A 13,135-nucleotide genomic window follows, 5' to 3' on the forward strand; every position below is an offset into this window, starting at 1 on the left:
CTCATAGGTTAGCTTCAACCTTTCCAGTCATGAACTCAGACCAAAGTTGTTCCCAGCGCCCCTTACTCTGGATCAGTGCTCTTGTTGTCAAAAGCACTTCCGCTCCTGTTGCTTTCCACCTCATTCCAGAACCACATAATCGTTGCTTTACCAGAGTCTTACAAGCCGCTTCAGTAACTCCTGAACCTATTGGCCAATGGCGTTTAAGCGCCTGATGATAATTCATTAACTGGTGATTGTTTGTAAAATAGCTCACAGCTTTGTAGCGCTTCTCTGTCAGTGCGATTGTCTTTTTCGGGAGCTCGGCTGATTCAATTTCCTGAAGGATTTTTTTGGCTGCTCCACGCTTGTTTTTCAAACTATGTAGCCTGTCTTCAAGCCACTGGTGTCGCTTCGCCTTACTGGTTGGAAACAGTGCTTCCGCTGCTCCAGCTAAATATTCAGATGCATGATAAAAATCGAGTATCTGCCCAGAGGTATGTTGTTTCAAATAACTCCAGTTTTCTCTAGCCCCGTCAGCTACCCCGATGTATGTGGCATTTGGGTAGAGTCGTTTTAGATCTGCAATCTCCTCGTCGAGCTTGCTCATAAAGCTTTGTTTACCATACTCTGGCGAACTGGCTGTATATATCGTGTGGAGCCTGTCTCCATCTGCAGAATATAGGCTCAATGTCCCACACATGGCTTCCCTCCAGCCTTCTTCACAAAGCAGCATGCAGGTTCCATCCAGACCAATGGCTATTGTTTCAACAGGCTCTTTTAGTGGAGGAAGGTGGTAGTGAGTGTCTTGCTGGTCTTCAATTAATGCACCTACTCTGTCCGATAAATGCTTGATATAAGAATTTGAAAGCGTCCTTTGATGGTTGGTCTCAAAATCTTCTTTTACCGCAGGCGCTGGCATCTGGCTGTATTTCCAGGCGATAGACTTGGCAAATTTGGGGGTAGCTGAACCAATAATACCGGCACGAAGATCAAGTGCTGCCAGAGTACTGCCACCTCTGACACCCTGATATACGGAGCGCTCCAAAGGTATACGACCGTATAAGGTTTCATAGTGCTTAAGAACCTTTCCTTTGTAGTTCCACTTCTGCTGATTAACGACGATAGGTTCTTTATTGGGTGATTCAAATAGCCCCAATAACTCTTTTGTTCCAAGCTGCCCGGCTTCATTGAGTGCACGCTGTAAACTATCTTCAAGATTCAGCATGTTGCCTGAATCTATAGAAACTTCAATTTGCAAAACGATGCTTTTGGTAGAGCTGGAAATAACAGAAGCGGGCATGACAGTTAACTATTATGAGTGGTGTTCCCATAGTAGCTGTGAAAATAGAGCACTATTGTTTCAATCATTCAGAGAGAGCACCCCTGATGAGAGCATTGATTACATATGAGAAGTTTGAGGGTTATTCAGAAACTATTGTTTCAGGATGGGGTTCTGCTACAAAAACAGTAGAAGAAAATGAATTGGCAGTTGAGTTTTTCAGAAATCTTGAGGAGTTAAAAGCATCGATTAAAAATCATGACTATTTCTCTTTTTTTCAATCAAAAATGCGTGCTTGGCTAGAAAATCCTTCTGAACGTAAGGTTAATATAGACCCTGAGTATGTTGACAGGTTATACCGTTCTTTGAGTGATGCTGCTCCCCGGTCAGTTTGCTAGGAGGGAATATTACCTTAATATTTGTGAAGAGACTCAGGATGTTAAATATCTGTAGCTAACTAAAGTGAGTTCTACGATGAAAGACAGGGAAGTCCCAGCCATTTAGTTATTTTTCGGATTCTACGCCAGAGGTAGCGAACTGGAGGCTTCCGTGTCAACTCTCAGTTTATTCTGTGATATTGATGATTTTTGCATAACTTTTGAATCATAATGGCATGGACAGCTCATCTGTCCTACTCAAGGCCTTCTGTCATATCAAAGCTGTCACTTTGAAAAATTATGACCATCATCTATTTCCATCAGAGTACTTACCGCAGTTTCAAGCACTATTACCATTGACTGATCACCCCTCATAAGTTTGACAACTTCCCGAAGCTGTTATTCTATAACCGCTTTGTAGAGCTTATGAAACAGATCAGCCCAGAAAACCATATATTGATATTATGCTTTTACCTATGGTCTTCTGAGCGTCGAACTCACGTTATCTAGAATATTTTCAATTCAGCTTATTTATTTTGTGCAATTAGTGGTACCCATGACCGTTAAGAGGGTATCTTTCTGGGTAGTTTATGATATCCGTTGCAATATCAAGAAAGCTGGGTTGAACCCCTTCCTCTTCGAGAATTCTTATCGCAATGTGCTGTTGTGAAGGACCCGGCTTCAGCAGATAGTTGTAGGCCAGTTTTCCCTCGGTGATTTCAGCTCGGACGTGCATATTTTGAAAAATATCTGGATACCTTTCAGCAAGGAGTATGGGTCTTGGATAGTGCGTAGTACAGATATTGATAGCTTTGGTGTTATTAGCAATGATCTTCAGGAAGCCATAGGTGCCTGCTTCTCCCTCTGTTGGGTTTGTACTGCTAAAAATTTCATCCATTAATGACAGGCTGAACTGTTGTTGGTCCATTTTTTCAACATGTTCCATCAGCTCCATCGCTCTGACGGTTTCAGCTTTGAAGGTAGAAAGCCCTGCCGCCACTTCTGCGCTGATGTCCATATGAGTATGAATCAATGAGAAAGGGGTTATTTTTGCATATTGGGCTGGTACCACTCCAAAGGTTTGTGCAAGCAGCACGGCAATAGCGATGGCGTCCATATTGGTTGATTTCCCTGCTGCGTTAGGCCCTGTGATCACGGTATTTGCAGGATAGCCACTGCCTGACTTTATGTTATTGGGAACGGCTATTTCAGGCTCTAGGTGAGGGCTCCAGAACTGGCTTAAATGCAATGAGGGAGAAGCGCTCTGTTCGATAAAGTGAGCAAATGTGATGGGGTTCTTTTCTCTTTGCTGGCCAGATTTTGCAAACCGTACGATCGTTAGCCAGGCATCAATTTCCCCTGTGGCCTGTATTATTGGAAGTAATAAGTCTTTATGTTTGGCGAACAGTGTAATTGCTTTTTGATAGCGCCCTGCATTGGTCGTGAAATATTCCCAAAAGTTTGTGGGGGGCTTCTCTGCGGGGTTTTCCAGTAAAGCTAGAATTTTTTTTACTTCCGGTGAGGATTTGAGTTGGTAAAAGCCTGGATAGTTAGACAGCGTGTCCATAAATATCGGGTGATATTCAAGCGTTTCCCAGAGCTTCATAGCACTGAAAAGGGCTTTTGCAGGACGGATGGTGCGTTCGATGACATAGGTATAGTAAGCAAACTCCTGCTGATACATGAGTTTAGTCAGGTGAATCATGAACCATTCACCAAGAATAAGTCCTCCTAGAGTGAAAGCGCTTTTGGGAAGACTGGCAGCAATACCACCGGCCTGGCGTATTTGAGCAAGAAGTATGGGGATTAAAGCAGAAGGTAGACTGGTAAGGCCAAAAACTTCCCAGGCCTGAAGAGCTCGACGGAAGATCTCTAGTGAGTAGCTGGAATCCAGCTTTAGTCCGAGAGATTCTGCAGGATCCATACGTTCGAAAATTGGGTTGTTTATTAAATCCAAAGGGTCAAGCAGGCTGATAAGGCCGTCTTCATTTTCTGAAAATGTATTCAGGTTGTTTTCAATTTGAGTTATCAGTTCAGGCTGTTCAATAATGTACTGAATTAATTCTTGTCTTCGGATGAGTTTGGTAATATCTGTACTAGGGTTCAACAAAACGTTAGCAAGCATAACCTCCCCGGAAACCGTGATCGTTTTCCCCAGGTTTCTCAGAACGCTCTGCTCTGGTGCAGACGTTGAACCACTGATTAGATGTAAGTCCTTAACTGCATACTGGGATAAAATGGGATTATTGACATTACCATTTATTTCCGCAGCTTCTGCAAACGCACCAGAAAGCACATTTCTTCTTTTACTGGGGGTTAGCTTTATTGCAGGAGTTTCATCTGTGTCCGAATGAACAGGCTCGGTGTTATCCTGTGTAGCAGGGTATGCTTGTGAAAAATGATGCTGAGAAACCCGATAAGTGTTCTTTATGCCAATGTCAGCGTGTAAATTGAAACTGATGAGTAATAGGCTCAGAGTGAATTGAGTCGTTAGAATGAATGTATTTCTATGGATTAGCATTGTGGTTGATTTATTTCTCGTGGTCAGCTTTAGATAATTAATTTAATATAAAGTTCAACGAAAATATTTTAGGCTATTAATTAAGGTTTTTCAGGGAGATCTACTTTTTTGAATGTCTAATGAGTAAATAGGGTGAAGGGTTAAAAAGAACCATTGGTTGTTTTGATTGGTGAAAAAATGTTTTCAAGGTGGTATTAATAACGAATAACTTTATTATTGGAAATAATTAATGGAGAAATCTGATATTAAAGTTATTGCGTTTGATTATAGGGTACAAAGAGCATATGCCTGAGAAAACCAGCAACATTCCAGCATTTACTCTTTGACCAAACTCTCACTGTGACCTGACAACTCAGGCTATATTGAACGGTTCAAGGTCCCCTTTACCTTCCCTGAGAATCTCTGGAACGTCCTCTAGCAGGCTCACAACCGTTGTTGGCTCCATCCCACGGTAGCCGCCATCAATGATGAGATCGAGCTGTGATTCAAGCGTCATCCTGATATCGTAAGGATCCATCATTGGAAATTCATCACCGGGTAGCTGTAGCGTAGAGCTCATAATTGGGCAGCCCAGTTCAGAGAGCAGTGATTGCACAATGGGGCACTCAGGAACACGAATACCAATGGTTTTCCGCTTGGGATGCATCAGGCGGCGAGGCACTTCTCTCGACCCTTTCAGGATAAATGTGTAGGGGCCAGGGGTATGGTTTTTCAGCATTCGATATTGAGAGTTGTTTACCTGAGCATACGTGGCCAGTTCTGAAAGATCCCTGCAGACCAAGGTGAAATTATGCTTTTCATCCAGCCGACGGATTTTTCGAATGCTTTCCACCGCTTTTTTGTCACCAATATGGCAACCCAAAGCATAGGCAGAGTCTGTTGGATAGGCGATCACCCCACCTTCGCGAATAATGTCGACCGCCTGGCGAATTAAACGTAACTGAGGGTTTTCGGGATGAATCTGAAAGAACTGGCTCATGGCAATCGTTAGCATCAGGGTCGTTCACTCTCTATGGCCTGGTAGAACCAGTGGTTATTGCAGACAAGCACAGGAGTTTGTCGGCCATAGTGAAGAGTGATGAAGGAAAGAGCCTTCAGAAATAAAAATGCTTCAGCGACAGAGCACAGTGGTGATTGCGCAAAAGCGGTGGCGCATCATAACACTGTGGTCAGCAGGAAAGAAGGGGGTGCCAGCAGGAACCGCAGCGGCTTTACCGACACTTAGGGGCGAGTGATAAATCGGAGCGTAATACGGTACTGCAACAGCACCTTTTTATCCCGGTGGAGCTTATTTCCAGCCTTCCCAAACTGGCGTCAGGTTGCTCGGTAAAGAAGGGGGCAGCCGGCCAACATCAACCCATGGATAATCAGGGTTATGGAAGTCACTTCCTTGAGAGGCCATTAGGTTATATTCCTGACAGTAGCGAGCCATTTGCTCTACCTGACTTTGTGGATGGTTAGACCCCTGAACCTCCATGGCATGCCCGCCGGCCAGTTTGAAATCTTTAAGCAGTGCTCTGAGTTTGGTCGCGGTCATCCGGTATTTTCCAGGGTGAGCCAGAACAGCCGTTCCACCCAATGCCCGGACCCAGGCGACACCCTGGCTCATTCTGGGCCAGAACGCTTTGAGGTTGCCTATTTTGCTGTTATCAAGATACTTTCGAAAAGCGGCATCCATATCATTGCATCGACCTTCATTGATCAGCCAGCGTGCAAAGTGTGGCCGACCAATCTGCACTTCGTCCGGTTTCAGAGTAAAACCATGACGGCTGTTTTGCTGTTGTTCAACTGCCACATCCAGCACTTTCTGGAAAATCTGATCGGCATTCCAGTCGGGCAAACGGCGGGCCAGGCGTTCTGCAATATGGTGTGAGCGTTTTCTACGAGACTCGCCCTGGGCTTTAACGACCATGTCCAGGTCTTTGTGATCAAGGGGGAAGTTCAAGCCGACGATATGTATTTCAGCACCGGACCAGGTCGTAGAGAGCTCAATCCCGGTAATGAGTCGCAGGTCTCCTTCAAGTGCCTGCTCCCGCAGAAAATGGTGGGCGGCAACGGTATCATGATCGGTAATGGCCAGGGTGTGAACCTGCCGTTCCTGAGCCCGCTGACAGAGCTCAACTGGGTCAAGAGTTCCATCGGAAGCAGTGGTGTGGCTGTGTAAATCAATGGAAATCAAAATTGTCTCTTACCCTGAAATTCAATTAGTTTATTATGTAGTTTGACTGTAATTGCCTGCAGGCTCAAACTCCCTAACCGTTTTTTACTATGAAAGGTCGGTATCATTGATTAATCTGGTGCCTGCTATTCTACTCTGATCGGCCAAATATGAAGCAAATAATTGACTTTATTCCTCTAATTCTCTTCTTTGTTGTCTACAAAATGGACCCAAGAACGGTCACCCTGGGGGCAAATGAATTTGAACTGGGTGGTCCGTTCAGTGCAACACTGGTATTAATGGTCGCTTCCATTCTGGTTTATGGCAGCCTGTACCTGAAGAACCGTACACTTGAGAAAAGTCATGTGGTGACCCTTGCAGCCGTTGTGTTGTTCGGGGGCATGACACTGGCTTTTCATGATGAAGCTTTTCTGAAATGGAAAGCCCCCATCGTAAACTGGATCTTTGCGGTTGCTTTCCTGGGCAGTCAGTTTATTGGTGAAAAGACCCTGCTGGAACGGATGATGGGACATGCCATGACACTGCCAGAAGGTATCTGGCTCAAAATGAACATCAGCTGGGTGATCTTTTTCATACTTCTGGGGGCGGCAAACCTCTTCGTGGCATTTACCTTCCACGATATCTGGGTGGACTTTAAAGTGTTCGGCAGCCTCATTCTGACATTCCTGTTTGTGATTGGTCAGTTCCTGGTGATTTCAAAACATATTCAGACCGAGGAGAAATAAATGCTCTACGCTATTTTCAGTGAGGATGTTGATAATAGCCTGCCATTGCGAATGAAGGCTCGCCCTGCTCATCTTGAGCGGCTTCAAAAATTAAAGGATGAGGGGCGGCTGGTGCTCGCAGGCCCCTGTCCTGCCATAGACAGCAATGACCCGGGGGAGGCTGGTTTTACCGGTAGTCTGGTGGTTGCCGAATTTGTCAGCTTGAATGAAGCTCAGGCCTGGGCAGATGCAGATCCTTATATTGAGGCCGGTGTCTATCAACAGGTCATCGTTAAGCCGTTTAAAAAAGTTCTGCCGTGATTTGAGATTCTGATTACTGTGAAAATGCAAAAACATTGGTTAGTTGTTCTGCTCGGTTTTTTATGGATTGGGCAGGTTGCTGCAGAGACACGATACATTACTGATATTACCTATGTGCCGATGCGCACCGGACCCAGTAATGAGTACCGGATAGTTCACCGCGGTCTTAAGACCGGTACCGCGCTGGTATTGCTGGAAGAAGACGCTGGTAATGGTTTCAGTAAAGTGAAAAATGGTGATCAGGAAGGTTACATCCCGAAACAGTATTTGATGAAAAATTCGCCCGCTTTTCGTCAGTTGCCAGCTGCCCTCGACAGGGTCAGGAAACTTGAAGCCGACAATAAAGAGCTGGAAAAACTTCTGACTGAACGGGATGGTCAACTGAAAGAGGTCACATCCGAACTCGGCAAGGCTGATAATAAGCTGGATCGCCAGCAGGTGGAGATGAAACGACTTCAGGATATTTCTGCGGAACCTCTGGCTATCGACCGTCGAAATCAGCAGCTGGTTGAGGAAAACGAGCGGCTGAAAAATCAGTTGCAGGTGCTTCAGGCTGAAAATCGTCAACTGGTCAGGGATAGCAGCCTGCGCTGGTATCTTTTTGGTGGCGGCACCATATTGCTTGGGATTATTCTTGGCTTGTTCCTGCCGATGTTGAAGATCCGCAAGAAAGAGAGTGCCTGGGTTTAAGTCTGTTTAGCGGATTTGTGCAGGGATGTAAATATACCTGCACGACTCTCATAATCAGCCATCAGTCTTCCCGAACATTTCAGATATTCATGGGTGATAATCAATCCATCTCGGGCCTCTTTTGCGGTATTTTCCCCTGTTCCTATTGTGAATGCAGTCAATATTCTGGCAAGACGCTGGCCTGCTGCTGAATGGAAGTCGATGTTAAACAGGAGGTTTACAGCATAAAAACAGTTTGCCATACCAGAAGGGCCTGCGAGATAAGGCATACCACAGCTTTTATTTATCTGGCACAGGTCAGGAGGGGAAGAGTGATTCGATGAACACTCTATGAAGTAATGGCTTCGCTTTTTTAAGGGGTAAAGGTTGTTTAGCAAGCTGCTATTAATGGCCGCCTCACCCAGGGTGCCAGTTGAGAGAAAACAAAACTTCTGGTGGTTATCTGCTGTTACTTCTTCTATCCACTCTGGGTGAATATCATGGCTTTTACCCATTGTACCCAATAAATCATGAATATGACTGAGCCTTTCTGGATCTGAAGATCCCTTACTTTCCAAAAGAAATACCGATAGACGCCAGAGCACTGACATGATGTCTACAATACGGTTGTTATTATCTTCTTCTGTGAGTGCTTTCAGTGTCTCGGACAGGGTGAGTTTATTTGAAAAGTCTATCAGTTTACTGACGGGAAAATTGCGGCGTTGCAAGTCAAGATTCACTTCTTCACGATAATCATCAAAGATCTCATCGCTCATGGCTAACAGTAACTGTGAGGTGGCTCTTGCCATCACGTTCATTAAGGCAATATTTTCAGGATCCTCCAAAACCGACTTTGCGAAAACTGCTTCATGATCGTGTTTTTCTTCCAGGGTTGTCAGTGACTCATGGTAGCTGGCCTGTAAGGGCATGTTTGGGTCAGTATTGAGGAGGCCTTTATCGAATGTGATGTTGAATTTTTCGCCCAGGAGACAACACAAAGGATAAAAACCCTGATGGTTTTTAACGGACAACGCTTCAAACCCTTGTGGGGTTTCAATCATACGATACAGGCATTTTGAGAAGCCCCAGGTTGCCGCTAGGTGGACTGCGTTATTTCCTTCAGTATCTTTCTCTAAGATTGCCTGAGGGGTAAGTTGTAAGATTCGTTGTACCTGCTCCCAGTTCATATCCCTTATGGCCTGGTGGAGTCGTGTAAAACCAACACCGTGCTTCGTTTGCATCAATACATCTGGAGTACGAAGCGCCCTTTTTTGTTTCATCGTTAAGTGATATTCCGGAAACCTCTGAGAGGGGGGAGAGAGGCTTTCGGTAAGATACTTTTGAGTATGAACTTCAGGCTTTACTGAGAAATTACTCAGTTTTTTTTTCCTCAGGTGTTTATCTGGGGCTCCACCGGTGACCTGTTTGTCTGCAGATGGTTGGGGTGCTGGTTCGTTATTCGCCTTTTGAGCCTGGGGGATAGACTGGCCAGGATGAGTAGAGCCATTAATCATAACTTTGGTGTTTCATTTTGTTTAACGGTCATTGTGACCAAGGTCTCTTTCAGGATCGATAACATCCCTGACTTTCTGTTTGATTTCCTTGGGTTGAGGAAAACCGCCTTGCTTTTTCCTTTCCCAGATCTCTTCACCATTAAGCTTTATAATAAAGATACCACCAGTTCCCGGTTTTAACCGAACTTCACCTATATCCGTGCTGAAGGTGCTTAACAGTTCCTGTGCCAGCCAGGCAGAACGTAACAGCCACTGGCATTGACTGCAGTACTCGATTTCGATAGTTGGCTTATCGCTCATTGTTCACTCACTTGATATTATCGACTGTTAAGTACGCGTTATCTTGATTGAGTGGCGCTTCCCTCGCAACGCTTCTTTTAACATATTTTTCACCTTTCAATATGGCCCACAAGTGAACCGTGCTCAAACGCAAACAATAGGAAAAAACGTCAGCAGTGCACTCTTTTTTCAGGTAGTTGATCGCTGTCCTTCTGAGTGAACACGCCGGCATTTTTATGAAAATCACCTTTCAATCTTTTTGGGGCGTCGAGATAAATGTGAGTGATATAAAAAGCATCGAAACACTCTTTGAATGTATGAAAAGCAATGGATACATTGAATGCAGCCATAATTTCAGCCAGACGCATCCCCGTGAACGAATTAAAATCAATGCCAAGAAGCGGATAGATAGAGTAAAAGGCATTACACATGCCAGAAATGCCGGATAAATAGGGTTCTTTCGAATTTTGATAGATGCTCTTATGAGCAGTTTGCCTGTAGTAGTAGCTACTGAGTTTTTTCAGCGGTCTTATATCCTGAAGTAATGAGCTGCTTGCCTCTGCTTCTCCAAGAAAGCCATTGCGTAACCAATCGAAGTCTTGCGGGAAGTCTACTGGAGCATGCCAGTCAGGGTCTATCTGGTGATTTCGACCAATCAACTCAAACTGCTCATAAATCATAAAGGTCCTGTGCCGAGTGACGGGATCTTTTTCACATAACAGGTTGCCAACGATTCTCCACAGAGTAGCTACGATATCTACCGTATGGCAGCCTTCCATTCTGGTCACATAAAGTAGTGTTTTTGAAAGTGCTCTTTTGTTTGAATGATTGATCAGAGAGCTGGTGGGGAAATTACAGCGCATAATAAAGTCATCAACATCGCTTCGGTATTTTTCAAACTCGGTATCACTCATGGTTAAGATCATTGTTGCAATCACTCTTGCAAAATAATTGACCATTTCTCTGTTCTCTTTATTTTCAAGAATACTTATTGCGAGTTTGGCTTCGTATCTAAGTTTTTGATCAATGCTCGTTACAGTTTTTGGGTAGCGCGTCATTAAAGCGGACAGGAGTGGCTTATCCATCATATGAAGACAGGGGGTAGTCTGTGGATTTGCATTGATGATGGTGTAACAACTTGGGTACATACCCTCATTATTTTTTATGAAAAGGCATTTTACACCCTGCTTTTTCTGGAGCAATGTATGAATGCCTGCGATGAATTTGTATTTTGCAGCAATGTGAAGAGCGGTATTTCCGAATCTGTCTTTTACTGTGATGGCATCAGGGGTATTTTTAACTATGAGCTTAGTGGTTATCCAGTCAGAGGCTCTGACTGAATAATGAAGTGGTGTATAGCCCCAGATAGAGTCATGTTTTAATAGAACGTCTAGAGGTTCTGTTAACAGGATTTCTTCAATGGCTGAATAGTCACCCTGCAGTGCTGCTCTACAGGCGACCCACTCCGGAGGTAATGCAGGAAACTGATGAGTAATGTGGTGCTCATTAACAGGCCCTGAATACTGCACGTCAGCTTTTTTACAGACACTTGAGCAATGGTTTTCTGTAAGCTTTATAGCGTGAATGGAAAAGCAAAAAAGTGATTTAGATCTTTTTAGTTCAAAATGATTTTTACCCACCAGGTATAATAAATCACCCTGTTTTTGAATCGGTCCCTTGACTTCAGTTGTTTTATGGTAAGGTGCAGCCAGGCTATTTACTGTTGGCCACTTTATCATTGCTGTGCTTCCAAGGAGTGTTGATACTAAAAAATGCCGTACGACATCCGTTAAGGTATTGTTGACCGGCATTTTGGTCACTTGTGATCTTACGAGCCTGCTTTATTTTGTTTTATCAAATATGTCATCAGGGCATGGTGTGACTGCGTCTTTTATTGTCGGTTTTCCTTATTTGTTGGTTGGATCTACCCGGGGATTCGTGCCTTAGTGGTTTTTCTGATGGTGTTTTTAGGTGTTCTCATCAAAATAAAGTATGACAAATGGGCTTTTCACTCATACCCCTCTCACTTAAAATCCATCGCTGCTTTTGGGAGGTACTCAGAAATAGTGAATACGATGGCTGCAGCAGTCGTCGATTAGCATTTCTCTGTGTGCTGCAGGTCCGTTTTGCTGGAAGTAGAAAATAGCAGAATTGCTACTGATTACATCAGAAAAAGATGTGAGGGTGTTTCTGGTGATTGCTTTACCAGGGAAACGGACGCTGTTTCTCACCTCTTTTAAGTCAACGTGCGGTTGTGAGTATAGAGTTACAAGGTGTTTTACATGGACCATATGGTTGATCCAGCGATTGAAAACTATTGCCAGGATATGACATCCGGTGAGTCTCTGATTCTGGCAGAGCTGGCTCAGGCCACGGTGGACAGAACCCGCTACCCGGTGAACCTCTCTGGTCGCCTGGTAGGGCAGACCCTGAAAATGCTGCTTAACATCAGCCAGAGCAAAACGGTTCTCGAGATCGGCATGTTTACCGGCTATGCAGCACTGTCCATGGCGGAAGGTTTGCCAGATGATGGTGTGGTTTATGCCTGTGAGACCAACCCCAGATCCATTGCCATTGGGCAGGAGTTTTTTGACCGGTCTCCTCATGGTCATAAAATCAAAGTGCTCTTCGGCAGGGCGCTGGATACCATTCCTGACATTCGGGAAAAGCTGGATCTGGTGTTTATTGATGCGGATAAGAAGAAGTACCGTGATTATCTGGAGATGGTATTGCCCATGATGAACCCGAACGGGTTGGTGGTTATCGATGATGCTCTCTGGAAAGGGAAGGTGCTTGATCCTCAAGAGGAGCGGGATCAGGTGATTGCTGATTTAAATCGTTATATTTATGAACACCCCAACCTTGAGAGTGTGCTGCTGCCCATCCGGCATGGCTTAAATATTGTGCGAAAAGTCTGATCTTCTACCGTTCTGTCATTTATCCACTATTATCCATTACTCCCAAATGGTTATTAAAGGTGAGGGGGACGTTCATGATTATCTATGAAGTCAATTGCCTGGTGGATAATGGTATTGTGGATGAGTTCAGGGAGTGGTTAAAGCCACACGTTGATGCTGTGCTGAAGGCTGAAGGGTTTCACAGTGCGGAAGTACTTAACCTGACGGATGATGACCAGCTGACTGCAAGACCTTATTCAACCGGTTTTTCCATTCGCTATCGAGTGTCCGAACAGAGTGCGCTGGATCACTATCTATTACACCTGGCTCCAGCGCTTCGCCAGGATGGCATTGACACATTTGGTAATCAGTTCACAGCTTATCGTCGTGTCTTAAAAGAAGGTGCCTGATCA

General features: G+C 44.6%; 13 protein-coding genes and 1 pseudogene. 7 read left to right on the forward strand and 7 right to left on the reverse strand.

The window, feature by feature from the left end; all coding sequences use genetic code 11:
• Position 1: 1 nt before the first annotated feature.
• Positions 2-1,282: an ISKra4 family transposase gene (locus ACOCLE_RS05115; protein ID WP_419532972.1), complete on the reverse strand. Its 1,281-nt coding sequence runs from the start codon at positions 1,280-1,282 to the stop codon at positions 2-4.
• A 14-nt stretch (positions 1,283-1,296) separates the two neighbouring features.
• Between ACOCLE_RS05115 and ACOCLE_RS05120 the strand changes: the two genes are divergently transcribed.
• Both ACOCLE_RS05120 and ACOCLE_RS05125 read left to right on the forward strand, forming a co-directional pair.
• Positions 1,297-1,659, forward strand: a complete 363-nt coding sequence (locus ACOCLE_RS05120; protein WP_419535786.1) for a hypothetical protein — start codon at positions 1,297-1,299, stop codon at positions 1,657-1,659.
• A 151-nt stretch (positions 1,660-1,810) separates the two neighbouring features.
• Positions 1,811-2,073 (forward strand): annotated as a pseudogene (locus tag ACOCLE_RS05125) (IS982 family transposase); the annotation flags it as partial.
• A gap of 109 nt (positions 2,074-2,182) precedes the next feature.
• On the opposite strand, the gene ACOCLE_RS05130 reads toward ACOCLE_RS05125, so the two are convergent.
• The 3 genes from ACOCLE_RS05130 to ACOCLE_RS05140 form a co-directional block, all read right to left on the reverse strand.
• On the reverse strand, positions 2,183-4,159 hold the full coding sequence (locus ACOCLE_RS05130; RefSeq protein ID WP_419535787.1) for a MutS-related protein: 1,977 nt from the start codon (positions 4,157-4,159) through the stop codon (positions 2,183-2,185).
• A 352-nt stretch (positions 4,160-4,511) separates the two neighbouring features.
• The gene (locus ACOCLE_RS05135; RefSeq protein WP_419537154.1) at positions 4,512-5,138 is read right to left on the reverse strand and encodes an L-threonylcarbamoyladenylate synthase; all 627 of its coding nucleotides are present in this window, start codon (positions 5,136-5,138) and stop codon (positions 4,512-4,514) included.
• Positions 5,139-5,447: 309 nt separating this feature from the next.
• On the reverse strand, positions 5,448-6,338 hold the full coding sequence (locus ACOCLE_RS05140; RefSeq protein WP_419535788.1) for a PHP domain-containing protein: 891 nt from the start codon (positions 6,336-6,338) through the stop codon (positions 5,448-5,450).
• A 149-nt stretch (positions 6,339-6,487) separates the two neighbouring features.
• Between ACOCLE_RS05140 and ACOCLE_RS05145 the strand changes: the two genes are divergently transcribed.
• The 3 genes from ACOCLE_RS05145 (at position 6,488) to ACOCLE_RS05155 (ending at position 8,053) form a co-directional block, all read left to right on the forward strand.
• Positions 6,488-7,063 carry a septation protein A gene (locus ACOCLE_RS05145; RefSeq protein WP_419535789.1) on the forward strand — a complete coding sequence of 192 codons (576 nt, stop codon included), beginning with the start codon at positions 6,488-6,490 and terminating at the stop codon, positions 7,061-7,063.
• Positions 7,064-7,363 (forward strand): YciI family protein, encoded by a 300-nt coding sequence (locus ACOCLE_RS05150; RefSeq protein WP_419535790.1) that lies wholly within the window; start codon positions 7,064-7,066, stop codon positions 7,361-7,363.
• 120 nt (positions 7,364-7,483) lie between these two features.
• Positions 7,484-8,053 carry a TIGR04211 family SH3 domain-containing protein gene (locus ACOCLE_RS05155; protein WP_419535791.1) on the forward strand — a complete coding sequence of 190 codons (570 nt, stop codon included), beginning with the start codon at positions 7,484-7,486 and terminating at the stop codon, positions 8,051-8,053.
• On the opposite strand, the gene ACOCLE_RS05160 is transcribed toward ACOCLE_RS05155, so the two are convergent.
• From ACOCLE_RS05160 to ACOCLE_RS05170, 3 genes are all read right to left on the reverse strand, one after another.
• A complete protein-coding gene (locus tag ACOCLE_RS05160; RefSeq protein ID WP_419535792.1) occupies positions 8,050-9,546 on the reverse strand; it encodes a hypothetical protein in 1,497 nt (498 codons plus the stop codon). The genes ACOCLE_RS05155 and ACOCLE_RS05160 overlap by 4 nt on opposite strands.
• Before the next feature lie 21 nt (positions 9,547-9,567).
• Positions 9,568-9,846, reverse strand: a complete 279-nt coding sequence (locus ACOCLE_RS05165) for a SelT/SelW/SelH family protein (protein ID WP_419535793.1) — start codon at positions 9,844-9,846, stop codon at positions 9,568-9,570.
• Between the two features lie 149 nt (positions 9,847-9,995).
• Positions 9,996-11,636, reverse strand: a complete 1,641-nt coding sequence (locus ACOCLE_RS05170; RefSeq protein WP_419535794.1) for an ankyrin repeat domain-containing protein — start codon at positions 11,634-11,636, stop codon at positions 9,996-9,998.
• 471 nt (positions 11,637-12,107) lie between these two features.
• Between ACOCLE_RS05170 and ACOCLE_RS05175 the strand changes: the two genes are divergently transcribed.
• Both ACOCLE_RS05175 and ACOCLE_RS05180 read left to right on the forward strand, forming a co-directional pair.
• Complete coding sequence (locus tag ACOCLE_RS05175; protein WP_419535795.1) at positions 12,108-12,743, forward strand: O-methyltransferase; 636 nt, start codon at positions 12,108-12,110, stop codon at positions 12,741-12,743.
• Positions 12,744-12,817: 74 nt separating this feature from the next.
• Complete coding sequence (locus tag ACOCLE_RS05180; RefSeq protein ID WP_419535796.1) at positions 12,818-13,132, forward strand: DUF4286 family protein; 315 nt, start codon at positions 12,818-12,820, stop codon at positions 13,130-13,132.
• Positions 13,133-13,135 lie beyond the last annotated feature (3 nt).

The sequence above is a fragment of the Endozoicomonas sp. genome (assembly GCF_965196975.1).
Taxonomy (GTDB): domain Bacteria; phylum Pseudomonadota; class Gammaproteobacteria; order Pseudomonadales; family Endozoicomonadaceae; genus Endozoicomonas.